The sequence below is a fragment of the Archaeoglobus veneficus SNP6 genome, assembly GCF_000194625.1.
In the GTDB taxonomy this organism is placed as follows: Archaea; Halobacteriota; Archaeoglobi; order Archaeoglobales; family Archaeoglobaceae; genus Archaeoglobus_C; species Archaeoglobus_C veneficus.
Genome location: NC_015320.1, coordinates 1,291,441 through 1,315,723, shown reverse-complemented (window position 1 = coordinate 1,315,723; position 24,283 = coordinate 1,291,441). Strand labels below are relative to the sequence as shown.

Below are 24,283 nucleotides of genomic sequence, written 5' to 3'. Positions count from 1 at the left end.
AGCCGAAGTTTTGAGGTGTGTTAATGAGAAGAAAGGAGATATTTGCCGGAGGTAAGAGGGGAGAGGAACCTAAAAAAACGAATCGTAAGAGTATCAAACCTGGTACAATTATGGATATCGCTACAACAAACGTCGTTACGATTCCCCCAACCTCTACGGTGATGGCTGCGGTCAAGTCGATGGTTACTTACAGTTTCAGGCGTCTGCCCATAGCAGATCCAGGTACGAAGAGGCTTGAGGGTATAATTACCGCGACAGACATAATCAATTTCTTTGGTGGTGGAAGCAAGCACCGCATAGTTGAGGACAGATATGGTAACAACCTCCTCGCTGCAGTTAATGAAGAGGTCAGGGAGATCATGGAGAGGGAAGTCATTTCCATCGAATTCACAGAATCGCTTGAGGATGGTCTCGACGTTATACTGAAAAAGGGTGTTGGGGGCTGCCCAATCATCGACAGAGACGATAGGGTTGTGGGTATGGTTACTGAGAGGGACTACCTCGCATACCTTGCGGAGAGCAATCTAACCGGAGAAGTGTCCAAGTATATGACGAGGGGAGTTATAACCGCAAAGCCGGAGACGAGCATAGAGGATGCGATGAAGACAATGATCTCGAGGAAGATAAGGAGACTTCCGGTCATTAAGGATGGAGTGCTTGTTGGTCTCATAACATCTTCCACTCTCGTCAGATTTTTCAGCGGTGAAGCATTCAGGAGTTTGATTACAGGAGACGCGAGTGACATTCTTGAGAAACCTATTAGTTCCATTCTCGCAAATGGAAATGTGCTCGAGTATAAGGAGCCCCTTGCATTTCCTCCCGATGCGAATATCTCGGAAGTCGCAAGGCGCATGATTGATGTGAATCATGGGGCTGCTCTCATAGTCAGCGACGGCAGGCTTGAGGGCATTATAACTGAGAGGGATATAGTCAGGTTCCTTTACAAGGTCAGGAAATGAAGTTTGTTGCCCAGGCTCTCGGCCTCTCCGAGCCTGCAGCCCGGAAGCTCGAGGATAGAAACATTCTGAGAGAAGCGGTAATAAAACACCCTTTTTTTGCCGATATTATCGAGGCGTACAACCTTGAAAAGAAGTTTGGTGCCTACGAGGAGGGCACGCTTATAGCAAAAACGAACAACAGCCTTGAGGTTATAAGGGGTTATCCAAAGATAAGACGGGCGCTGGTTCTCTACCCGACTTTAAAGAAACACTTCAAAGGTGAGGTGGCGATAGAAGAGAAGATGAACGGATACAACGTCAGGATAGTAAAAATGGGTAGCAACCTGTATGCCGTGACGAGAAGAGGCTTTATCTGTCCTTATACTACTGAGAAAGCAAGGCTTGTATTCGAAATGGACTTCTTCCGCGACAATCCCCATCTCATGCTGTGCTGCGAGGCCGTTGGAGACGAATCACCATTCGTGCCCAAGGATATCTACGGCAGCGGAGTACACTTCTACGTCTTCGACATCCGGGTGAAGAAAACCAACGAACCTCTTGGTGTTAGAGAGAAGGAGAAGGTTGCAGAAGAGTATGGATTCAGACTTGCACCTATACTCGAGTTTGCTGACGTGAAGAGGGCGCACGAAGCTGTTATAGAAGCGGTGGAGAAACTCGGCAGGCAGGGAAGGGAGGGCGTGGTTATAAAGGATGTATCAATGAAGAGACCTCCGGTGAAGTACACCACCAGCCAGTCCAACTGCTCGGATTTGAGCTATGCCTTCAGATACTTCAACGAATACGCGAGGGATTTCATGATCTCCCGGATTGTTAGAGAAGCGTTCCAGAGTTTCGAGTTCAAAGAGAGTGAGGAGGAATTCAGGCAGCGCTGTTTAAGGCTTGGCGAATCCATCCTAAGGCCGATGGTGGAGAGCATAAGGGATGTGAAGGAAAAAGGGAGGGTTGCGGAGAAATCTAAGTTGCGCTTTTACAACCTCGAAGTTTTCGAACTATTTAAAGAACATCTGAGGAGGATGGGAGTAGACGCGCGATTTTCTGAACCAGCAGAGGACAATGGAAGCTACATTGTTTTCATGGAGAGGTACATGATGAGCACGACTGACAAGATATCGAATCTCCTTAAAGGGGGGTTCTGGTGACCAAAGTGCTAACTAATTCGGTCGGTGATCGGCGTTGATAGTAGCAGGAATTGACGCGGGAACGAAGAGTTACGATATTTTCTACCTTGACGATGGAGATGAAGGTACTATAGGCAATATCTCCTTCTCAACGGAAGAAGTTAAGAAAAACCCCTTCTGCATAGTTGAAGCTCTGGAAGAAATTAAACCGGACGTCGCTGCAGGCCTTTCTGGCTACGGCCTTCCTGTCAAGTCTTTTCAGAAGCTCGACGACAGGGATTTACTTTTAATGACCCTCACGAAGGATGCTCCTTCTGTTGGATTGCGACAAGTCGTGCAGTTGATAAGACGGGAGAAGCTTCCTGTTTACACGATTCCTGCCGTAATACATCTGCCAACTGTTCCGCACTGGAGGAAGGTTAACCGCATAGACATGGGCACTTACGACAAGCTCTGCTCTGCAGTTCTTGCAGTCTGGGAGTTATCTTCTGAAGTACCCGTTGAAAAGCTTAACTTCGTGCTCGTCGAGGCAGGTTACGGCTTTAACGCGTTCGTTGCCGTTAGAGAAGGAAAAATCGTTGACGGAATTGGTGGCACATCTGGCTTCCCGGCATACTCTTCCCTCGGCTGCATCGATGGAGAGCTTGCCTACCTGCTCGGAGGTTTCTCCAAATCGTTGCTTTACCATGGTGGTATTTCTGAGTTAACCGGTTGTCAAAAAGAGCGCATGGAGTGGCTCGCGGAATTTACCATGAAGGGCGTAAGGGCAGTAGAAGTTTCTACCAGCAAAACAGAGATAGTAGCAGCTTCCGGTAGAATGTTTGAGAATGTTGACTTCTTTAAAGCATTCAAAAAGCTTGCGGGAGAGTTTGGTTACGAAGTAAAGAGGATAAAGGGCTTTGGTGTGGCGAAACAGTCGGCGGAGGGGGCGGCAATAGTGGCCAGCGGAATTGCTGGAGGTAAGTACGCCGATATTATTAAACACATGGAAATTCTGAACGTAAGAGGCACTGTTTTTGATTACTTGACTCCTGCCATCCGGAAGGTGATTAACCTGATTACTGAATAATTAATATTACTGAATAATTAATGTAGAATAATTAATTAGCATGAAAATTTAATTATAGATATTCTCTCAAATTAGCTCTTTTCAGCAGGCTTTGTTCTCTGAAGGCCATAAAAGTTAAATATATCTTTGTGCTCATTATTATTGTTGTTAGGGGCAATTATAGGTACGGTGATCAGGATGTTTAAGGGCGCACTCAAGAAGCTTTCAGGCTCAAAAGGAGAAAAAAAGAAGAAGGATAAATCAAAGAAAAAGAAGATAGAGGAAGAAGAGTTTGAGGAGGAAGTGGAGGAGACAATAGAGGAGGAAGAGGGATTCGAAGGATTTGACGAGGTTGCAGATGGGTTTGAGGAAGAAAGTGACGAACTGGAGAGTGGAGGAAAAATTACCGAACTTGAAACGAGAATTAAGGATCTTGAAAATGAAGTTGGTATGATTTCTTCAAAGCTTAACACAATCAAAAGTGAGAATGAGGAGATCGGAAAGAGATTGGAGGAAATTGAGGAGAATATCCGAAAGCTCCTCGGTATTTATGAAATGGTTACCGAGGGTATTAATCCCTTCGCAACAGAAGTTGTTGGAGATGAGGATGGATTTGGTTTGTTCAGCGCGTTGAACAAGGATAAGAGCAAGGAAGACGTGCCGGACGAACTTCTCTCCAAGGATGCAGAGAGCTTCTTTGAAGATATAGACGAAGAAGATTTTGAGGAACCGAGTGTTTCTGCCGATGAATTTAATACATCCAAGAGCGTCGAAGAATCTCCAGAAGAGAAGTTCATGAAGCTAAAGCGCGAGCTGGAGGCATCAGAGTCAGAATCACCTCAGCCTCAGCCACAAGTCCAGGAAGATCAGACACTTCCGGAACCGCAACTCGAAACCGAGTCCATCGAGCCCGTGGAGCAGGAAACGATTGAGGCTGCCGATTTACACACTCAGGTTGTGCAAGATGAGAAGAGAATAAGCATCTCTGGCCCCTATCTCAAAGCAATTAAGAGAGATTTCATTTCTGACATACTCGTACTTAAATGGCTTGACTACCTCGTCACGACATTCGGGATAAAGAGAATGGCAGAACTTCTCGACTTCTATGTGGACATAGGCTGGATAAGCAGGGAAGTCAAAGAATTTCTGATTAATTGTTCGAGAGGCTACACTCTAAGAGATATGCAGTTTGACGATGGCATGATAAGCAACGTACCCACGCTAAAAGATCACGTAAAGTCATTGATATTTATTTCCAAGCTGAGTGGGGTGGAGATTAAAGTTGAGGACATAGAGAGGGCGATCAGGGAAATCGAGGAACTCGAAAGAGAAGTGAACGAGGTTATTCCCGTAAACGATCATGGGGCTCTCGACATCGGCTGCTAGTGTAGTACTACTGGTAGCAATTGTCATCTCTGCGAGTGTCTTATTCAACACAATCAGCGCAACTCAGGATATAGTCAGGCGGGCGCAGGTGGAGAAAGGAGAACTGGAGTACGAGCAGCTTCATACTCACATGGTAATCCTTAATGTCACCTACCTGAGCGGAAATTTGACAATAACAGCCAAAAACGACGGGAGTGAGGAAATACTCGTTGACGAGATGGAAATTCTGCTTGATGGGCAGATATATACTCAGAATATTACGTCATTTACAGTAAATGGTGTTGAAGTTGACGTGTGGCTTCCTGGCGAGACTGCGGAGATCAACGTTACGGTTTCCTATCAGCCATCGAGGGTGAAAATAGTGGCCCACAACGGAGTTTCGGCGTACTGGGAGGGATGAGATGGCCTCGGAATCTGCTTCACACATTGTTCTTTTCATAGCGGCTCTCGTTGTCTCCTCTGCTGTAGCTGCAGTTATGGTGAGCACAGTGGGGGAGTTGTCCGGCGTTCTTAGTCAGAAAAACAGGATTCTGGTGGAGAGCATCAAGGATGACATAACGATAATAAACGATCCGAAAAACGTCACGACAAACCCTCTCATAATATACGTGAAAAATACGGGACTTTCCACGATTCCTCTCGATAAAAAGATAGTTGATGTACTTGTGGATGGGGTATATCAAACAGACTACACAATGACATCACTGTCCGGCAATCCGCAATGGGAGCCAGGCGATGTGGTGGAATTCAGGATAAACGTTACTCTGAGTCCGGGTTCTCATGTTGTTAGAATTTACGTAAGGGGGACTGCTTGGGACGAACTCTGGTTCAGGGTCTGATTTTTTAGTTATTTAAGTGATACGGGCCAATCATTCGGCTTTCTGCAGCGAATTAGCCATCATTATGACAGAAAGCTTTATTAATTTAGATGATGACAATAATGATAGTGATGTTGTAAATCAGTATCATCAGGAGGGGATAGCTTGTACTCGATTGATCTTGAGGATCGAGATCAGTTAAATGAGAAACTTGGAGGTGGGCTACCTGAAGGGGCTATCGTGCTCATAGAAGGTAAATACGGTGCCGGAAAAAGTGCTTTAACCCAGCGCATAGCGTATGGTCTTTGCGAAGCGGGCTACAGGGTCACGCTCGTTTCAACGGAGCTATCCATAAGACAATTTCTGACTCAGATGCATTCTTTGGGCTACAACAGGATTGAGACACACCTGCTCAACGAGAGGCTGCTTTTCCTGCATGCAGACTTGGGTAAATTCAGAGGCAAGCGCGAGCTACTCAAGAGGATGATGGAAGCGAAGGTGATGTGGAAGGCAGACGTAATTATAATAGATACGTTTGACGCAATTCTCAGAAACGACGCAACATTTGACGCTCTTGTAAGGCAGGACAAGGGTAGAAGTGCCGCTCTACAGATTATATCTTTCTTCAGAAGCATGATAGGCAAAGGGAAGACCATTATCATTACTATTGACCCTACCAACCTGAGTGATGACGTTCTGAGCCCGTTTAGGGCAATTGCTGACGTTTATCTCGAAATAGAAATGATAGAGGTTGGAAACGAGATTAGAAGGAGTATAAACGTTAACAGATTTGCTGGAATGGGTGAGCAGGTTGGAGATAAGATAGGATTCTCTGTAAGGAGTGGAATTGGAATAGTTATCGAGGCGAGAGCTATAGTGTAAAGGTGCGAGGTAAGTTGGGGGGTATGGCGGCGACAAAGCTTCAGCCGGAGCTTAAGAATCTTGCTTACAGGTATCCTCACTTAAAGGACCATCTCATCAGCTTCAAGCGGATTACTGGGAAGTATCCAATTTACAAGGAAGAGCTGACTGATGAGGATAAGAAAAATCGCCGCCCTAATGTGATATACCCCATCGGAGATCTTTTGTTTGCACACGTTTGGGGTGAAGGTTCGCAGGAAACGAGGTATTACGTCATAGAACCACGTTTAAATGAGGAAGAGAAGCAGAAGTACAAGCTCGTGCTGGAGCTTGTACTTGAGAAGTCTGTTACGGAGGAAGCCCCAACGTCTGACGAGGAGTTTACAGATATAATCGAGGAAATTCTGAGGGAATCTGTTATAATAACTAAGAAGAAGAGGAGTAAGTCCGGTATAGGTTCAATCCTGAGGCGATTCATCAAGTTTGACAGAAAAATTGAGGTTACTAAAGAGACTTACGAGAAGTTCCGCTACAGACTCAACAGGGATATAGTGGGAATGGGCCCCCTCGAGCCGCTTATGCGAGACAAGTACTTTGAAGATATTCATGTCATAAACAGGCAGATAACTTACGGTGTACACAAGGTTTTTGGAATGGTCAGGACGAACATAAAGTGGGATAGTGATGAGGAATACGAGCGGTACCTCAAGTCTCTCGGCGAACGCCTTGGAAAGCCTATAAGTGATGCACATCCGATTATAGATGCGAGGCTGCCTGATGGTTCGCGTCTCAACCTCATCTACAGCGACGATGTTTCTTATCGTGGCCCGTCTTTCACCATCAGAAAGTCGAAGGATGTGCCCATCTCCGTCACCCAGCTCATTAAGTGGGGAACACTAACGCCAACACTTGCAGCCTATCTCTGGCTGGCACTTGAGAACGACATGAGCATGATAATAGCCGGTGAGACTGCTTCGGGTAAGACTACAACGCTCAACGCCATTCTGACCTTCATCCACCACGATGCAAAGATCTACACCTGTGAGGATACGCCGGAAGTCATACCTCCGCATAACGCATGGCAGCAGATGGTTACAAGGGAGGGCGAGGAGGGCAAGGGCGGAGTTACAATGTTTGACTTACTGAAGGCTGCACTGCGTTCAAGGCCCAACTACATAATAGTCGGTGAGGTTAGAGGAGCCGAGGGCAGAATAGCCTTCCAGGCAATGCAGACTGGACACCCGACGATATTCACATTCCACGCTGCAACCATTGAATCGCTCGTCCAGAGGCTTTCAAGCGACCCCATCAATGTCCCGCTCGCTTTCATAGGAAACTGTAACATAGCTCTCTTCCAGAACTACATAAAGGGCAGGGGAGTAAGGAGAGTTACGAGCATTCATGAGATTGAAGGTTATTCGAAGCAGTTCAACGGTGTCGTTACGAGAGAAGTTTTCGAGTACGATTACGTTGATGACAAGATTATCTTCAAGGGCTTCGCGAACTCGTACATCCTTGAGGAGAAGATTGCCGAAAAGATGGGTCTTGCCGACAGAAGAGAGATCTACAACATACTGGAGGAGAGAGCGAAGGTTCTGGAAAGGATGGTTCAGGAGAGGATATTCGACTACTACGAGGTCAATGAACTGATCAAAGCTTACAGGATTAACGGACTTGAAGGATTGCCATTTAGCATACGCTGAGGTGATACTGTGGAGTATGCAGACCTTTTCAGGATAATCGGAATAAGTGCAAGGGATTACTTCGTAAAGTTTGCTGCACCACTTGTAGTAATCTCCATCATCTCAAGCCTTCTGTTTTACTATCTACTTGGCCCGCTCGTGGGTAATATGTCCTTTATATTCCTTCTGATACCGCTATTTGGTATTCTCCTCGCTCTGCTTTATCCGAAGATCGTAGCTGACAAGAAGAGAATAGAAATAGATCAGAATCTACATCTGTTCATCACACATATTGGTGTTCTCGCCACTGCTGAAGTTGACAGAGTGGCCCTTTTCGAAAAAATAGCGGAAAAGAAGGAGTTTGAGGAACTGGCAAATCAGGCAAGGAAGATAGTAAAACTCGTGAGGGAGTGGGGTCTCAGCCTACCAGAAGCATGTAAGTTTCAGGCAAAACGCTGCCCGAGTAAAATCTTTCGTGACTTTCTGGAGAGATTTGCCTACAATATCGATGCTGGCCAGCCAGTGGAAGAGTTTCTCATGGCAGAACAGGATGTGTTAATGACAGAATTCGAGACGATGTACTTCAACGCCCTCAAGGATGTAGACATCTTCAAGGATCTCTTCCTTTCTATGGTTCTGTCAATAGCGTTTGCGGTGGTATTCGCCACAATTTTGCCAGCTCTGACAGGAACGGACCCGCTATTCATGCTGCTGATAACTCTGGTACTCTTCGCAGTGACCGAAACGGGCTTTCTCTATGCGATGAAAACCCGCATTCCAAATGATCCGCTGTGGGCAAAGTTTGACACAAAGACTGAGTCAGAAAGAAAGCTCGATTTGTACATTTTCATCGCACTGATTGGAGTGGCTGTACTGTGTGTAGTTGTAGCTCTGATGTTTCTTGGAACAATTCCAACGACTCTTCCCATAATAAACAAGCCCATGCCGCTGATAATGCAGCTTGTGTTGCCTTTGACTCCTTTAATAATTCCAGGTATGGTTTCGAGAAAGATAGAGAAAATCTTGAGAGAGCGGGACAAGCACTATCCAAGCTTTATTCGTTCCCTCGGAGCTGCTGAAACAGCCAAGCAGACGACAACAACTCATGCATTGAAGACTCTGCAGTACAAGGATTTTGGTGCGCTGACAGAGAAGGTGAGGAACCTGTACAAAAGGCTAAACATGAGAATAAGTCAGGAATACTCCTGGAGAATGTTCATGAGGGAGTGCGAGACGTTCATTATTCATCGCTTCAGTGAAATGTACATGGATGCCCGTATTAAAGGTGGAGTTCCGGAGAAGATCGGAAACATAATAGCCAAGAACGTCGAAAGAATAAATGCTCTCAGAATGCATCGCAATCAGACCACAACCACGCTCATCGGTGTTCTTTACGGCATAACAGCAAGTCTGGCATTTGCTCTTTACGTCGGCGTTGAGGTTATAGAACTCATGGCAAACTCCCTGCAGGTTATAAACATGAACCTGCCCGAGGGTGTGCCATCTGCGAGCATACTCAGCCTACAGCAGTACAACATTCCGCAGGTCAACTTCATAATAGCGCTCCTACTTATAGTTCACTCCATGCTATCTTCGGTCATGATAAAGATCGTGGATGGAGGACACCAGGTTAATGCGTACTTCCACTTTGTGGTAATGCTCTGGATATCTGCCCTCTCAGCCCTTGCAACAGATCTGGGCATAGGTTCAATGATAAAGATAGGTGAACTCGCATGATCAGGCTTTATGAGCTCGAGAAGAAAAAGGACATTGACACACTTATTGAAGTACTTAGGAATTCCAAAAGTCAGGCTGTAAGAGCGAGAGCAGCGGAAATCCTCGGAGACATAGGTGGCGAGAGGGCGTATAAGGAGCTCATATCAATCCTAATCAACGAAGATGAAGATGAAGAAGTGAGGAACGCCGCAGCGAAATCGATAGCGTGGGCGGATGAGAAAGCCCTCAGAATGCTCCTTGAAAAACTTGAGGGTCGTAAGATAAAGGGTGCAACCTGGGTTCTTGTTGATAGACTTATAAAAACGCTGAAGAGCGATGATGCGTCGATAAGGATGAATTCTGCAATTGCACTGGGCAGGCTCGGAGATACGAGGTGTTTGCCACACCTCATTGATGCTCTCGAAGACGAAGCGCCGGAGGTGAGAAGGGCTGCTGCGATGGCCCTTGGCATGCTCGGAAACAGTGCTGCAGTTGATGCCCTCGTTGAGAGGCTAAAAGATGAAAACGTGGAAGTTAGAAAGGCTGCTCTTGAAGCGCTTGCCGATATGGAAATTGCAGACGAGGTTGATGAAATTGCGGAAGCCCTAAAAGACAGCGATGCGAGAGTCAGAGAACTTGCAGCAATAGTCCTCGAGAAGGGAGGCGAAGCTGCTGTAGATTACCTGCTTGAAGCAATGAAAGACCCGGTGAGAGATGTTAGAATTGCTGCAATTCAGGCTTTGATGGGCTGTCTTTCAAGAGTACCCCCTGCAAGGAGCGAGGCGGTAAGGAAGAAAATTAGTGAAGGACTTACAGAAGTGAAGGATATAGCTGATGTGATCATAGATGTCCTCGACAAGACTGAGAATGCTGCAATAAGGAAGAATGCAATATGGCTCCTTGGACAGCTCGGTGATCCAAAGGGACTTCCGCAACTTCTCAAGGCTCTTGAATTTGGAAAGGCGGAGGAAAGGAGACTTGCGGCAACTTCTCTCGTTAAAATGGGATCTAAGGCTGTTGAACCGCTACTCGACATGATACGGCACAACGACGAAGAGATAAGAAGGCTGGTGTGCTGGATACTTGGTGAGATAGGTGATATAAGGGCTAAGGAGCATCTGAACCTCGCTCTCGAAGACCCGAGCGATAGAGTCAGAAGCATGGCTTTTCAGGCCTTGAACAAGATAAAACGTGCCGAAAAGCTTAAGAGAGCGATTTCCTAAATAATAATCGTGGCAATGAAGGAAGTAAAAGTTGAAGACATAATTGGAAGGTTTATATCTCCGGCAGCGTCTGATGGAAAGAGATTCAGAGATGCTGCTTGGGTTCCCGGAAGATTAATTCTCTCAAACCTTAACATCTGGCTGATTGGAAAAGATAGAAAGAAGAAAATACCTCTTACGAGGATCGTTGATATAGGCGGAAGACTCGACCTGAATACCGAGATTGCTCACACCCCCTTTTATCTTCTCATAAAGCATATCGGGCCAAAAAACGAAAAACTCGTGAGTTTAATAACATCCAGCAAAAGACAGGACCTTGAAAGATTCAAGCTTTCTCTCATAGAACTCCTTCTCAACAGAAAGATAGTGCTGGTTAAGTACCCTGTTACTAAAGGTGGCGTGGTTCAGAGAAACGTTAAGTGGGAGAAGGCACAGATTGCAGTTAAGGACAATAAAATAAGGCTGGTTACGGAATCGGGAAAGTTCATCAAAATAGATCTGGATAAGATTCAGCTTGTTAGAAGAGACGAAAGAGATGTCAATGGTGAAATGAAGAAGGTGCTTGATATCCAGTTTTCAGAAGTCGAGAACAACATGGAATTTACGGTGGAGGCGTACATATATGCCAGAGACGAAATACTGAACATACTCCAGCAATTCATATTTGGTGGCTTTGATAAGGTTGCAGCAGACATAGAGCTGTCCGAGACAGAAAAACAGATAATAATGTCTCTCTACACGGGAGTTTCTCCATTTGAAATCCCCAACTTCCTCGGTTTGGACGTTGATCAGGTTGAGGAGATATACGATCGTCTCATTCAGCTTGGTGTTTTGAAAGAGGTGAGGAAGAGAAAGGAAGTCGTTCTGACAACGAGAGGTAAGAATTTGGCGAGCGAGGCACTTGGCTCTGAATAGTTTAACTATCCTCTTCCGACTCCTCGAACTCTACTTCGTCGGGATTGAACTCCTCAAAGCCTTCAAACTCTTCTGATACTCCTGGGATGTCTTCTGAGGCACCTTCTAAGATTTCAGATTCCGCTACATCTCCTTCTTCGGTTTCAACTTCTTTAACGTCTATGACCTCTTCTTCGATTTCCTCGGATTCTAATGTTTCTGCTCTTTCCTCTTCATTGGCGTTTTTTCTGCTTCCGTTTGTGATACTTCGGTTTCTTCTGTTTTCTCAATTTCCTGTACTTCGTTTTCTTCCACGGGTTTTTCACTCCTCCCCGTCTCGTCTGCAGATTTCTCTGACTCAACTATCTCCTCTGACTCTTCTGCTTCACCCTCGCTCTCTTCTTCCTCTTCTTCTACCTCCTCCTTGCCTCCTTGCATCAAATCGACCAGATCTTTTATTGCTGCGGCTATGACTGCGATGACAATCAGAAGATGTCTCGTCATAACGTCGTAACCAAAAACGGACACGTACATCGGGACGAAGAAAGGAAGCAATTCAACAAGTCTAACACCGTTAAAGTACACGAGCAGATTGTCGGCAGTGAGGTACATACCGTAGACCGCAAAGGCTGAAAGGAGTGTCAGGTGCGCGTATACCAGATGGACATCGCTGAGCTTTGGAAGGTTCGGGCCGAGTATAGTTCCAATTCCGAGGAGGAACAGCGATGCGAGAAGAACAACTGCAAAAATGGCTATTTTGGTTCCCAGCTTTATGAAGAAAGATGTGAGAAAAACTTCGCTTCCGTCAAGTAGTGCGGACGTAAGAGCGTCTCCAGCGACGTAGAAGCAGACCCCAAGGAGAAGGGCGACAACGAAAATTTTGTACTGTGTTTCAAACTCCATCAGACCCTCCTGTATATTCTGTTTATTCTATCAACAGCTTCGAAGTATCCTTCCACAGGCAAGCTTTCGGTCTTCCCGAGAACAAGGATTCCGCCTTTCTTGAGTGCAAGGTACAGGTTCTCAGTAACCTTTGGTTTGTACTCAGGTTCGATGTATATCAGGAAGTTTCTACACAACACGAGATCGAAGTCTGAAGCAGGGGGAGCGTTCCTTATCATATCGTGTCTCATGAAGGTTACTTTTCTCTTTATGGACGGCTTCACTCTGAATGTTTTACCATCTATTTCCACGTACTTTTCAATATTTCCGATGAACGAGAGTTCTTTCATGAGGTTTGTAACGCTGGAGTCTTCATACACACCCCTCCTTGCCGCGGCCAGTGCGTCCTCGTCTATATCGGTGGCAATTATCTTTATGTCTCGGCCAATTTCCTCGCAGAGCATGGCGAGGGAATACGGTTCTCTTCCATCTGCACAGGCTGCACTCCAGGCCTTTATTGGTGTGTCATCTTCTTCCAAGATCTCCTTTAGCTTCTGCCACACTTCCGGGTTTCTGAAGAAGGCCGTCACATTAATACTCAGCGCGTCCTTAAGAGCGCGAATTTCTTCCTTATCTTCTTGTAGAATCTTGAGATATTCCTCTGTGTCTCTGATACCTCTTCTTATCATTCTGGCGTTTATTCTCCTCATGAGGTAGCTATCTTTATAGGCTCTCAGTCCAAGCTCGTTTTTTACAAAGCTTAAAACATCGGTCATAACTCCTTAATCACCTCGTTAGCTCTTTTTATTATCATCCTGCCGTCTGACGTATGGAACTCTACAGTCCTTCCATGGTTTTTTCCAACGTCTTCTCCAGCAATTCTGATTCCATACTTTTTCAGAATCCTTCTAACAGCCTCTACGTTTCTGTCTCCCACGTACTCCATTTTATCGGAACTGAAGTTGAACATCCTTGCCCCTCCGGCTATCTTTGCTATAATTCTCTCCTTTTTTGCTCTTTTCTTCTCCATTTCCTTGAGCATTGCCGGGATCGCTGTATCTGCGTATTTTCCTACAGCATCGCTTTTTCCATTTGCCTCTGGAAGCATGATGTGTGCCAAACCTCCAACACCTGCTACGGGATCAACAAGACCTATAGCAACGCAGGAACCAACTGTGGTAACAAGTATCCCTCCACTATTGCACACTTTGTACTCGGCCATTCTCACTCTAATCCTCTCTGCCATAGTATCCCGGACACTTTTATCAGAGTCTCTCGAGCGCCTCTACGAGCTTGTTCATGTCCGGGAATACGTAAATCTGGCAGGTAATGTCCTTGTCTTGGGCTGTGATGCTGCTATTGAAAACGAAGGCGTGGTCATGCTCCTTTGCAAGTTCCACAATTATCGGGTCTATTACTGCCGAGCCCATATCGTGAATTAGATGGGGTGTGGAGATATCTATCTCTGTCTTCAGCACGTTTGCCCATCCGTCGATGAATGAACTCGTTATGATGTTCCCTACTTCGCTTATTGCAGACTTATCGAGGTCTGTAAACCCTTCTCCCGTTCCGTTATCTTCTCCAATCCCTGCAAGCAGTAGGCTTGCTACTTTCTTGGCACTCGCTACCGGGAACAGAACCATGAGGTGTCCAGAAGGGGTTCCATGAAACATCAGGTAGACACCTACCATCTCTTCGTCGCCGATCTCCTCGGGTATGTCGCTCAGTGTGACGAAGTCTATCTTTGTTATTTTCATCTGTACATCCATGCCGAGCATTGCCGAAAGGTTCTCTGCAACCCTTCTTGCGCCTTCTTTTGCCATTTCATTCATTTTTGCAAGCTTGTAAAGGTCTACTTTCATGCTACCACCTCCTAAAGAGAGTTTACATCCAGTATGGGCACGACTTCTCCTTCACCAAGGATGGAGACTCCAGAAATACCCTGAATTCCCCTCAAAACACCCCCAAGTGACTTTACTACCACCTCCTTCTGAGACAGCACCTCATCGCAAATGAGGGCAACAGTGCGCTCGAAAGAGGAGGTGATTATAACCATCTTGCCTCCATTGGACTGTACATTGAGGGCCTTCGCCAAATGGATGACGGGGATTATTCCGTCTCTCGTAATAAGCTTGTCAACTCCTGCAATGCTTCTTATTTCACATCTCGATACAGGTTTTACTTCCATTATATCCTTTAGTGGAAGTCCATATTTCTCATGGCCGACTCTGATGAGAAGAACCTGCATGATTGCCATGGTAAGCGGTAGTCTCAGTCTGACAGTCGTACCCTTTCCTTTTTCAGATTTAACCTCTACAGAACCGCCAAGGGAACGAACAGTGTTGATTACGATATCCATTCCCACGCCCCTACCGGAAACGTCTGTTACCTTCTCTTTTGTGCTGAATCCAGGCTGGAATATCAGATTATATGCCTCTTCATCGCTCATCTCCTGTGCTCTCTCGGGAGTAATCAGACCTATCTCAACAGCCTTCTTCTTTATCTTTTCAGCATCGAGTCCTCTACCGTCGTCAGAAATCTCTATGACAACGTGATCCTTCATTTTTTCAGCTACAAGTCGTACCTTCCCTCTCCTTGGTTTTCCAAGTTTTTCTCTCTCTTCGGGTGGCTCTATACCGTGGTCTATTGCGTTTCTCAGCAGGTGTATAAGGGGATCCTGGATCTTGTCCAGGACTGTTCTGTCAACTGTAACGTCTGCTCCGATTATCTCGAAATCGACTTCCTTGCCGAGGGAGTGGCTTAGGTCTCTGACAACTCGTGGAAGCCTGTCAACCACGTGCTTTAGTGGTATAAGCCTGAGATCCATTACTGTGTCCTGGAGCCGGCTTATGACTCTGTCAAAAACTGAAAACTCTCTTTCTATACCTCTTCTCAGTTCCGGTGGTAATGAGTTTTCAAGTTTTAACTTTCTGACAACGAGTTCCTCAACCAGGTTCATCAGTTCGTCGAGCTTCTGAACGCTTATTCTGACTGACTGAATCTTGTCCGTCTTTATTTTAATATCTTTTTTAATATCCTTCTTTGTTTCTTTCGCTTCTGCTTCTCCAGTTTTCTCTTTTTCCTCCTCTGGTTTTTTGTCTACTAACTCTTCTACTTTTTCTTCACTTTCAGGCTTGGTCTCAGTTCTTTCATCGACTTTGAACTCCTTTACTTGAGGTAATTTTTGCAGGACTTCCTTTATCTTTGTGACATCACCTTTGAGAAGGAGCTGGAAAGAGGAATTGAACTTCCCATCTTCGATTTCTTCTCTTGCGGGGGAGGTAGCGACTATCTCCGCCACATCTTCGACATTTTTCAGGATTATCATTGCGTCTATTCCCTTCATCTGGGATGCGGGGTCGATACTTATCTCAACGTGGGTACCTTCTCCTTCTATTCTCTGAACTTTCTCCTCCTTTTTCTCCTCCTTCTCCCCACTTAGCCTTTTTTCGAGTTCACCTCTTATCCGTGATATGAGTTCGCTCGGGTCTGATTGTGGTTGTCCGGATTCCATGACCTCTCCAAGCATGTTTTCGAGGGTATCTACGCCATCGAAAATTAGATTCATTATTTCGTCATCGAGTTGTGTCTTACCCTGCCTCAGAGCATCGAGCAAGTCTTCAATAGCATGGGCGAGCTCCGACATGCTCTCAAAGCCCATAGCAGCGCTGTTACCTTTGAGAGTGTGAGCTATGCGGAAAATAGAGTTCATTACTTCGACATCTCCTCCTTTCTCCAGCTCTAAGAGGAGATTGTTCAGGTCGGTAATCAGACTCTTGCTCTCCTCAACGAAAGCTTCCAGGTACTCGTTCATACTTACGCCCCCGCGAGTTTGAGTATGGCGTTAACAATATCAGGAATGTCAGCAACCACATCAACGCAACCGGTCTCAATTGCCCGTTTGGGCATTCCAAAAACAACACACGATTCTTTACTCTGGGCTATTACCTTTCCACCGGCTTTTTTAACAAACTGAACACCAACCTGTCCATCTTTACCCATTCCAGTGAGAATGACAGCAATCGTGTTAGGCCCGTCAACACGGGCGGCTGAGATTAGTGTTGGCTCTACAGATGGCCTTACACCGTTTATTGGCTGATCTTTGTTTAGCCGGACTGTTATATCTCCATTGCTCTTTTCGAGGACGAGATGATAGTCACCAGGTGCGACGAGTGCAACCCCTCCAGTGAGCTTATCGCCATCTACAGCTTCTCTGACTTCGTAATCCGAAACTGAATCGAGGCGCTTTGCAAACCTGCTTGTGAAACCCTTTGGCATGTGCTGGACAATAACCACTCGAAATCTTGCTGACAGTGGAAGAGATGACATAATCTCCTCAACAACAGGTGGGCCTCCTGTGGAAGCCCCAATAACAACAAGTTTTCCGAGTGGGGTAACAAATTTAATCTTTGGTTTAGGCTTCACAACTCTCTTATAGATGGAAACCTTCGCAACAGCAGCATTTTTAATCTTCTCTATTAGCTCGAGCCCCTTCTTTCTTAAATCCGGTGAAACAGTGCCGGAAGGTTTAGGCATAAAATCGACGGCACCACGCTTCAGAGCCTCAAAAGTTGCATCGGCACCCTCCTGTGTAAGCGCACTCAGCATGACTATTGCGGGCGGGTTTTGGAGTTTCATTATCTCGCTTACAGCTGTTAGCCCGTCCATTCTTGGCATCTCTACGTCCATTGTGACTACGTCTGGCTTCAGCTCCTTTACTTTCTCAATGGCCTCTACGCCGTCACAGGCCTCGCCAATGACCTCTATCTCAGGATCAGAGTTGAGAATGTCCGAAATAATAGTCCGCATGAACTTGGAGTCGTCAACAACAAGAACCCTTATAATCGCAATACCCCCTGCAGAGCCTCAATCACCTTCGGCCCCTGGAAAGGTTTCGTTATGTAGCCATCTGCTCCCGCCTTTATGGCCTGTTTCATTTTTTCTTCTTGGCCTACTGACGTACACATAACAACCTTTGCCTTCGGGTTAATCTGTTTGATCTCTGCAGTTGCTGAGATTCCATCTTTTATCGGCATGACGATATCCATCATAACTACATCTGGCTGGAGTTCTTTGAACAGTTGTACAGCTTCGACTCCGTTTTCTGCCTCGCCAACAACAGTGTACCCAGATTGCCCCTCCAGAATTCTCCTTAGCAGCTTTCTCATGAATTGGGAGTCGTCAACTATCAGTATCTTCACTACCATTTACTTCCCTCCTCACAATAATGAGTATTAAAAGAAGTATATTAAGGTTATGCCTCATTCTCATATGATAATGATATCCTGAGAACTGCTGCTGCCGGTATAGATTCACTAAAAAATTTCAGGAAGTAGAATAATAATATCCAGTAAATTTAAAAAATAATATTCAATGTGAATAGGACTCGAATACCATGGCAATTCCCATACCGCCGCCGATACAGAGTGCTGAAAGGCCGTACTTTGCTTTTCTTCTCTGCATTTCGTGGAGGAGAGTAGTCGTTATCCTTGCTCCCGTTGCCCCTATCGGATGGCCGAGGGATATTCCGCTTCCGTGGACATTCGTTTTTTCTGGATCAAGATTTAGTTCTTTCATTACCGCTATTGCTTGGGCTGCAAAAGCTTCGTTTAGCTCGATGAGGTCAATTTCCTCTATGCTAAGTCCTGCTTTCTTTACAGCCTTCTTTATTGCTGGAATGGGTGCGAGACCCATGTAAGCTGGGTCTATTGCAGCACACGCATAGCTGACGATTCTCGCCATCGGCTTCAAATTCAACTCCTTTGCCTTCTCCTCGCTCATGAGTATAAGGGCAGCAGCACCGTCGTTCACACCGCTCGCGTTGCCGGCAGTGATTGTACCATCTTTTTTGAAAACCGGTGGGAGTTTTGCCAGTTTTTCGATACTTGTATCTCTTCGTGGATGTTCATCGGTGTCTATGGTTACGGTTCCAACCTTCGTCTGAACTGTTACAGGTACTATTTCTTCCCTGAAAATTCCCTCGTCTATCGCTTTTACAGCCCTCATGTGGCTCTCGTACGCAAGCCTGTCCTGCTCCTCCCTGCTTATTCCGTAAAGCTCGACGATGTTTTCAGCGGTTACACCCATGTGGTAGCCGTAGAACTTTTCCCACAGGCCGTCGTGAACCATGAGGTCTAATAGTTCTCCATTGAACATTCTGTAGCCCCATCTCGCCTTCGTTAATGCATAGGGAGCGTTGCTCATGGACTCCATTCCACCCGCTACGATTACGTCACTCTCACCGATAGCTATACTCTGGGCTGCAAGGGCAACGGCCTTCAAACCACTTCCACACACCATGTTCACTGTGAATGCTGGCACTTCTTTCGGTATTCCAGCGAAAATAGCAGCCTGTCTCGCAGGATTCTGGCCCTGAGCTGCCTGCAAAACGTTGCCCATTATAACCTCGTCGATTTCTATCTCGATGCCGTCGTAATCGTAGTACTTCTCCTCGAGGTCTATTCTTCCTTTATGCAATTTGCTGGGGTATTCTTCCTGGCTGGAGATGGGCTTGAGGTTGAGTTTTTTGAGTAACCCTTTAATTGCTATGGCTCCAAGTTCGTAAGCCTGAAAGTCTTTCAAAGCTCCACCGAATCTTCCAACTGGCGTTCTTACTGCACCGACAACAACAGCGTCCATGCTGGCTGGCATGACAGGGGGTTAATAAAATTTTTTTCAGCATTATTTTTAAATAGAATTGTTCAGAAAATTGGGGGAGAGTTGAATAAGAGAAGTATTAGCTGTATATGTCTCCTACGTTACCTGGCCACACTATGGTGCCATAAGATGTAGTTCCGTTGCCAGAGGTGTTACCCCACACTACTGCCTTTGCGGTTCCGTTGTAATTCCAGTTCGTAATAGTCCAGTTGTGCGGGCCGTTTCGTTTATTAATTGATGCTCACTATTATTATTTCCTGACATCCTTTGCAAAAGTTATGTATTTCAGGAAGAGTACTGTCTCAAGAGTATAGGGCATACAAAACCCTTAAATAACAATAGCCAGAGGCTGCATGGGGTGACGATAATGGCGAGATTTCCTGAAGCTGAAGCGAGACTGTTTAACGTTAAAATCTGCATGCGCTGTAATGCTCGAAATCCCATAAGGGCCAAAACCTGCAGAAAGTGTGGATACAAGGGCCTGAGGCCGAAGTCGAAGGAGAGAAGGGGTAAGTAACCCCTTAATTTTAATTTTAGGCTTCTGTTTGTTATTTCATGTTTTATCTTGTCTATAAGCCTTAAAAATAGAATGGATTAAAATCGAGCCAGTTTATTCTTCCATAATTTCGCGCTTCTCCCTCTCTTTCTCCTTCAGCTTCTCGTAAAGCTGCGGAACAAAGAGCCCGACGTCCGTAACGACACCGATAGCCTGAGCTGTACCGCGGTCCATAAGCTTCGTTACTGTTGCTGGGTTTATGTCCACACATATCGTTTTTACAGTGGATGGCAGGAGGTTGCCAACGGCAATTGAGTGCAGCATTGTGGCGAGCATGATAACCATGTCTATATTCTGAAGGGCTTCGCGCATGGCCTTCTTCGCTACCATTACGTCTGTTATGACTTCGGGTAGTGGCCCATCATCTCTTATCGAGCCTGCGAGGATGAAAGGAATGTTGTTCTTGACACACTCGTACATGATGCCGTCCTTGATTATCCCAGCCTCGACAGCCTTTCTTATCCCTCCTGCTGCGATCACCTTGCTTATTGTGTAGAGGTGGTGTCTGTTGCCGCCAGGCACAGGCCTGCCTGTTCTTAAATCCATGCCAAGCGAGGTACCGAAAATTGATAGTTCAATGTCGTGAACTGCAAGAGCGTTACCGGAAAGCAGCAAATCGATGTAGCCATCTCTTATCATGCCGGCGAGAGCATTTCTTGCCCCGGTATGGTCTATCGCTGGGCCAGCTACGACAGCAACCCTGCCACCGTTCCGCTTGAGGTTTATGATTTCCTCTGCAATTATTTCAATCAGCTCTTCGGTGGGTCTCTCGGAGGAAACGCTGCCCCCCATAAACTGGAAGTGGGAGACTTTCCTCGGTCTTTCGGGCGGCACAACTCTGACACCTTTTTCGCCGACCACTATCAAATCGCCCTTCTTCACCTCGTTCAGGAAAAGGCAAACGGCCTTGCCGTTTCTGATTGCAATAACCTTGTCCATCCCTATTCCTTCTACCTGCAACCATTTTCCTTTATAATTAACGAAGGTGGGGTGGTTCGTCGTGACGTAGAAGTTCTCTGGAAGGACTTTATCCGCAGGAGCTGGTTTGAGTTCGACCTCTTCTGCTTCGGGGATTTTCGCTCCGATCCTGTGCAGGACGTGGAGTATTTTTTGCAGGTGTTGTTCGTCCCTGCCAACGACAAGAAGCCTTGCGTAGCTGTGGTCTTCCTTCTTCTTCCCGATTCTGAACTCGAGGATTTCAAACTCGCCCTCGAGGTCGAGAATTGCATCGAGTGCTTTCGGTAGAATCATGGAGTCTATAAGATGGCCTTCAAACTCAACTTCTCTTGCGTTCATCTTTTTCACGCCCGTTCGTTTCTTTCATCTTTTTTACATTTTTTCGTCCACTCTTCGAAGTACCTCTTCGACTCGAGTATCGCTTCTTCGTCCCTCACTTCTATGGTAGCGTAACCCTCATAGCTGTTGGGGATTATGCTGAGGTCGACGTTGCCATGGCCGAGAGGCAGGTGGGAATCAATCTCGCCATTGTTGTCGTGGAGGTGTATGTTCCTCACTCTGTCGAAGTGCCTCAGGAATACATCGTGGTCTCCTTTAGCGTAGTAGTGACCAATGTCAAACGTGAGGGCAACGTCTGTGTTTTCGAGGAGGAATTCAAGAGCCCTGCTTAAGGACTCGTCGAATCTTATGGTATTCTCGATGGCGAGCATTTCGCCATAGTACTTTGCAAACGCATAAAACTCTCTCGTCAAAACCTCGTAGTTGTGTCTTGAGTATATTTCCTCCTGAAAAACGAAACCTCTTGCAGTTATAAAGCCTGGATTCCAGCCAATGTGCACGGTTACAAGCTTGGCTTCGCATCTTTCGGCAAAACTCATCGTCCTTTCGAGTTCAGCGTAACTTGCCTTCCTCATCAGGCTGCTTGTGGATATAAAGTTGGTGGAAGTTGCGGGAGCGTGCAGGAGAACTTCGAGGTCGTAGCTCCCCTTAAGCTCGAGAACTTCCGCGTAGCTCAGGTTCTCGAGGGAGTAGTAGGGATGATCCATTAAAAGCTCGATATGTGAAAAACCGTTGTTTGCAGCAAATTCGAATGCTTCTTTTGGCTTGTGCGCTATGTCGGGCTGAATCCCAAGTTCAACTTTCATGCAGCTCACGGCTCCACCATTGTTCCTATTCCCTTCCTCGTGAATAGCTCAAGGAGAATGGAGTGTTCGCGCGAACCGTCTATTATATGGGCTCTCTCGACCCCCCCTCTCAGCGCTGTAAGAACTGCTTCCACTTTCGGAACCATTCCTCCCCTGAGTTTGCCCTCCTTCAGCATCTGCTCGAGTTCGTCTGCCCTAATCCTCGTTATGAGTGATGCTTTGTCGCTGAGGTCTGAAAGTATTCCCGGAACGTCTGTCAGCATTATGAGCTTCTTCGCCTTCAGAGCAGCGGCTATGTTGCCTGCAACGAGATCTGCGTTGAGATTGTAGCAGTTTCCTTCAAGGTCTGCAGCAACAGGTGAAACGACAGGAATGAACCCCTTCTCTATGAGAATTTGAAGAATCTCGGGGTTGACGTATTCTGTTTCGCCAACGTAACCGAGGTCTATTATTATTTCCCTATCTCCCTCTTTTTTCTTCTTAACTTTCTTCTTCGCAACGACGAGCAGACCGTCTTTCCCGCTAAGTCCTACAGCTTTTCCCCCATTCTTAATGAAAGTTGTGACGATTTTCGAGTTGATCTTGCCATCGAGAACCATCTCTACGATTTCCATCGTCTCCTTGTCGGTAACTCTCAACCCATCAACAAACTTGGGCTTTATGCCAAGTCTCTCCATCTTTTCCGTGATTTCCGGCCCACCGCCATGAATGACGACAGGCTTGATACCGACGAAGTAGAGTAGCAGGATATCGCGGATAGTTTTCTCGAGTACGTCTTCACTCACCATCGCGTGCCCACCAATTTTAATGACCATGCAGGAGCCGTGGAATTCTTTTATGAAGGGTAAGGCTTCTACTATTGCCTCGACTTTTTCCATGTTCGTAGCTCAATAGCAGGGTTATAGATTTTTCGATGATTCCTATTGCGGAAATGTTAAGTTCTACGCACTTCAAGCTTGGCCGTGCATCCAGCACATCCACCTGAAGACAGGGAAATGGAGCTCAGGGAGCACCTGGCCGAGTTAAAGAGCAGAACGACGAGGGTGCTCATTGTTATAGTTGCAGGCATGGCCATCGTTTTCCAGTTCTCCAGCGAACTGATCAAGAGATTCTGGATGGATGTTTTCAGAGAGGAGCTTGACATGGTCGTTTACACGCCGACGGAGTGGATAATGGCCCGTCTCGCTTTCTCTTTCGTCCTGACGTTTTTCGTAGCCTATCCGTACATCGTTTACGAACTCTACCTGTTTGCAAAACCCGGACTTTACGAGCACGAGCGGAAGTTCGTCAAGACTTTTCTCCCCTTCTCTTACCTGCTGTTTCTCCTTGGTACAGCCCTCGCATACTTCGTCGTGATTCCGAAGCTTTACGGCCTCGCAACCTCCAGCTATCTCGGAGCTGAGCCGTTTCTTTCCGTTAAAAAGACACTTTACGGGGCATTCAAAATATTTCTTGCTTTTGGACTAGCTTTTCAGATTCCGGTTTTAGCGGTTATTGCAGTACGGATCGGTCTGATAGACTCAAAGTGGTTGAAGGAGAAGAGGCTGATAATTTACATTGCCGTTTTCATTCTTGCAACGAATGTCACCCTCGACATAACGGGCTTAAGCCAGATCGTGATTCTCGGCCTCGTCGTTGTCATGTACGAGCTGAGTATAGCAATAGCAGGGCTCATGGAGGGGAAGCGGGAGAATGGGATGAGAACAAGGCGAGCAGTCTAAAAAAACAGAAGCTCAGCTGATGACTATCTTCTGGACACCTTCTATGGCAAGAAACTCATCAACGAGTCTTCCGGGGATTTTAGTGTCTGTTACCACCGTCAGTTTTGACTCGACGCTGAGCTCTGGATCTTCACCGAGAATGAACCTTATTGAGATACCTTCCCTCGCGAGAATAGAGGATATTCCTGCAACGATTCCTATCTTGTGACTATCGGCGTAAACCTCAAGAACACCGCAGCCAAGTATGCGTGCCACCTCGGTTATATTCGCAACGGGTTTCAGCGATGAAAATACACTTCTGAGCTCTTCGTCGCTTTCGATGTTCTGAATTGCCATTATGACTACCTTTCTGTCAACGCCTATTGCCTCTGCAATCTTGGTCGGCACAAGTTCGATGTTACCGCAGTAGGCTTTACCATCCCTGACACTTATTCCAAGCCTCAGGAACTCCCTCGCCACAGCAATCTGAGATGGATACCTCTCGAACTTCTCCACGATTCTTTTCCACATTGTCTCAAAATTATGAATGAGGCTAAAAAATGTTTTCGAATGTTTTTGTTGGGCGGGATTGTAGCCAGCACCATAGCTTCAGAAGCTCTGAGGATGGTGGGGGGCTGTCGGTATGTTGTGAACAGTGTTATACTTAGTAAATTTGGTTAA

General features: G+C 46.2%; 25 protein-coding genes. 13 read left to right on the top strand and 12 right to left on the bottom strand.

The features are described 5' to 3' along the window. Positions 1 to 23 precede the first annotated feature (23 nt). The 11 genes from ARCVE_RS07360 to ARCVE_RS07310 all read left to right on the top strand — a co-directional run bounded on the left by ARCVE_RS07360 (position 24) and on the right by ARCVE_RS07310 (position 11,726). Complete coding sequence (locus ARCVE_RS07360; RefSeq protein WP_013684142.1) at positions 24 to 959, top strand: CBS domain-containing protein; 936 nt, start codon at positions 24 to 26, stop codon at positions 957 to 959. Beyond that, a complete protein-coding gene (locus tag ARCVE_RS07355) occupies positions 956 to 2,098 on the top strand; it encodes an RNA ligase (protein WP_013684141.1) in 1,143 nt (380 codons plus the stop codon). Before ARCVE_RS07360 ends, ARCVE_RS07355 begins: the two co-directional genes overlap by 4 nt. A gap of 34 nt (positions 2,099 to 2,132) precedes the next feature. Further along, on the top strand, positions 2,133 to 3,146 hold the full coding sequence (locus ARCVE_RS07350; RefSeq protein WP_013684140.1) for a DUF1464 family protein: 1,014 nt from the start codon (positions 2,133 to 2,135) through the stop codon (positions 3,144 to 3,146). Positions 3,147 to 3,290: 144 nt separating this feature from the next. Beyond that, a complete protein-coding gene (locus ARCVE_RS07345; RefSeq protein WP_156786035.1) occupies positions 3,291 to 4,511 on the top strand; it encodes a FlaD/FlaE family flagellar protein in 1,221 nt (406 codons plus the stop codon). Further along, positions 4,486 to 4,911 (top strand): flagellin, encoded by a 426-nt coding sequence (locus tag ARCVE_RS07340; protein WP_013684138.1) that lies wholly within the window; start codon positions 4,486 to 4,488, stop codon positions 4,909 to 4,911. The genes ARCVE_RS07345 and ARCVE_RS07340 overlap by 26 nt, the downstream gene beginning before the upstream one ends. Position 4,912: 1 nt before the next feature. Further along, positions 4,913 to 5,350 carry a flagellin gene (locus ARCVE_RS07335; protein ID WP_013684137.1) on the top strand — a complete coding sequence of 146 codons (438 nt, stop codon included), beginning with the start codon at positions 4,913 to 4,915 and terminating at the stop codon, positions 5,348 to 5,350. Between the two features lie 144 nt (positions 5,351 to 5,494). Further along, positions 5,495 to 6,211 carry an ATPase domain-containing protein gene (locus ARCVE_RS07330; protein ID WP_013684136.1) on the top strand — a complete coding sequence of 239 codons (717 nt, stop codon included), beginning with the start codon at positions 5,495 to 5,497 and terminating at the stop codon, positions 6,209 to 6,211. A gap of 23 nt (positions 6,212 to 6,234) precedes the next feature. After that, on the top strand, positions 6,235 to 7,893 hold the full coding sequence (locus ARCVE_RS07325; RefSeq protein ID WP_048085796.1) for a type II/IV secretion system ATPase subunit: 1,659 nt from the start codon (positions 6,235 to 6,237) through the stop codon (positions 7,891 to 7,893). A 9-nt stretch (positions 7,894 to 7,902) separates the two neighbouring features. Then, positions 7,903 to 9,609 carry an archaellar assembly protein FlaJ gene (gene flaJ, locus ARCVE_RS07320; RefSeq protein WP_013684134.1) on the top strand — a complete coding sequence of 569 codons (1,707 nt, stop codon included), beginning with the start codon at positions 7,903 to 7,905 and terminating at the stop codon, positions 9,607 to 9,609. Continuing rightward, on the top strand, positions 9,606 to 10,811 hold the full coding sequence (locus ARCVE_RS07315) for a HEAT repeat domain-containing protein (protein ID WP_013684133.1): 1,206 nt from the start codon (positions 9,606 to 9,608) through the stop codon (positions 10,809 to 10,811). The genes flaJ and ARCVE_RS07315 overlap by 4 nt, the downstream gene beginning before the upstream one ends. Before the next feature lie 15 nt (positions 10,812 to 10,826). Continuing rightward, complete coding sequence (locus ARCVE_RS07310; RefSeq protein WP_013684132.1) at positions 10,827 to 11,726, top strand: CheF family chemotaxis protein; 900 nt, start codon at positions 10,827 to 10,829, stop codon at positions 11,724 to 11,726. 189 nt (positions 11,727 to 11,915) lie between these two features. Here ARCVE_RS07310 and ARCVE_RS07305 read toward each other — a convergent pair whose 3' ends face one another. From ARCVE_RS07305 to ARCVE_RS07270, 8 genes are all read right to left on the bottom strand, one after another. Further along, the gene (locus tag ARCVE_RS07305) at positions 11,916 to 12,608 is read right to left on the bottom strand and encodes a hypothetical protein (protein ID WP_013684131.1); all 693 of its coding nucleotides are present in this window, start codon (positions 12,606 to 12,608) and stop codon (positions 11,916 to 11,918) included. Further along, positions 12,608 to 13,363 carry a CheR family methyltransferase gene (locus ARCVE_RS07300; protein WP_013684130.1) on the bottom strand — a complete coding sequence of 252 codons (756 nt, stop codon included), beginning with the start codon at positions 13,361 to 13,363 and terminating at the stop codon, positions 12,608 to 12,610. The genes ARCVE_RS07305 and ARCVE_RS07300 overlap by 1 nt, the downstream gene beginning before the upstream one ends. After that, positions 13,360 to 13,833 carry a chemotaxis protein CheD gene (locus ARCVE_RS07295; protein WP_013684129.1) on the bottom strand — a complete coding sequence of 158 codons (474 nt, stop codon included), beginning with the start codon at positions 13,831 to 13,833 and terminating at the stop codon, positions 13,360 to 13,362. Before ARCVE_RS07295 ends, ARCVE_RS07300 begins: the two co-directional genes overlap by 4 nt. A gap of 19 nt (positions 13,834 to 13,852) precedes the next feature. Next, entirely contained in the window at positions 13,853 to 14,449 is a 597-nt protein-coding gene (locus ARCVE_RS07290) for a chemotaxis protein CheC (RefSeq protein WP_013684128.1), read from the bottom strand. 11 nt (positions 14,450 to 14,460) lie between these two features. Further along, a complete protein-coding gene (locus ARCVE_RS07285; protein ID WP_013684127.1) occupies positions 14,461 to 16,401 on the bottom strand; it encodes a chemotaxis protein CheA in 1,941 nt (646 codons plus the stop codon). Positions 16,402 to 16,403: 2 nt separating this feature from the next. Next, positions 16,404 to 17,438 carry a protein-glutamate methylesterase/protein-glutamine glutaminase gene (locus ARCVE_RS07280; protein ID WP_013684126.1) on the bottom strand — a complete coding sequence of 345 codons (1,035 nt, stop codon included), beginning with the start codon at positions 17,436 to 17,438 and terminating at the stop codon, positions 16,404 to 16,406. Continuing rightward, positions 17,426 to 17,794, bottom strand: a complete 369-nt coding sequence (locus ARCVE_RS07275; protein ID WP_013684125.1) for a response regulator — start codon at positions 17,792 to 17,794, stop codon at positions 17,426 to 17,428. Before ARCVE_RS07275 ends, ARCVE_RS07280 begins: the two co-directional genes overlap by 13 nt. A gap of 163 nt (positions 17,795 to 17,957) precedes the next feature. Next, positions 17,958 to 19,226 (bottom strand): acetyl-CoA C-acetyltransferase, encoded by a 1,269-nt coding sequence (locus tag ARCVE_RS07270; protein WP_013684124.1) that lies wholly within the window; start codon positions 19,224 to 19,226, stop codon positions 17,958 to 17,960. A gap of 385 nt (positions 19,227 to 19,611) precedes the next feature. Between ARCVE_RS07270 and ARCVE_RS07265 the strand changes: the two genes are divergently transcribed. Beyond that, complete coding sequence (locus tag ARCVE_RS07265) at positions 19,612 to 19,761, top strand: 50S ribosomal protein L40e (protein ID WP_013684123.1); 150 nt, start codon at positions 19,612 to 19,614, stop codon at positions 19,759 to 19,761. Positions 19,762 to 19,854: 93 nt separating this feature from the next. Here the strand turns inward: ARCVE_RS07265 and ARCVE_RS07260 are convergent, their stop codons facing one another. The 3 genes from ARCVE_RS07260 to argB are packed head-to-tail and all read right to left on the bottom strand — an operon-like array spanning position 19,855 to position 22,780. Then, entirely contained in the window at positions 19,855 to 21,096 is a 1,242-nt protein-coding gene (locus tag ARCVE_RS07260) for an ornithine cyclodeaminase (RefSeq protein WP_013684122.1), read from the bottom strand. 5 nt (positions 21,097 to 21,101) lie between these two features. Continuing rightward, positions 21,102 to 21,902: a sugar phosphate isomerase/epimerase family protein gene (locus tag ARCVE_RS07255; RefSeq protein WP_048085791.1), complete on the bottom strand. Its 801-nt coding sequence runs from the start codon at positions 21,900 to 21,902 to the stop codon at positions 21,102 to 21,104. Between the two features lie 5 nt (positions 21,903 to 21,907). Then, the gene (argB, locus tag ARCVE_RS07250) at positions 21,908 to 22,780 is read right to left on the bottom strand and encodes an acetylglutamate kinase (protein WP_013684120.1); all 873 of its coding nucleotides are present in this window, start codon (positions 22,778 to 22,780) and stop codon (positions 21,908 to 21,910) included. An 84-nt stretch (positions 22,781 to 22,864) separates the two neighbouring features. Between argB and tatC the strand changes: the two genes are divergently transcribed. Further along, a complete protein-coding gene (gene tatC, locus ARCVE_RS07245) occupies positions 22,865 to 23,623 on the top strand; it encodes a twin-arginine translocase subunit TatC (protein WP_232215839.1) in 759 nt (252 codons plus the stop codon). A 12-nt stretch (positions 23,624 to 23,635) separates the two neighbouring features. On the opposite strand, the gene ARCVE_RS07240 is transcribed toward tatC, so the two are convergent. Continuing rightward, positions 23,636 to 24,133, bottom strand: a complete 498-nt coding sequence (locus ARCVE_RS07240; RefSeq protein WP_013684118.1) for an amino acid-binding ACT domain-containing protein — start codon at positions 24,131 to 24,133, stop codon at positions 23,636 to 23,638. Between the last annotated feature and the right edge of the window lie 150 nt (positions 24,134 to 24,283).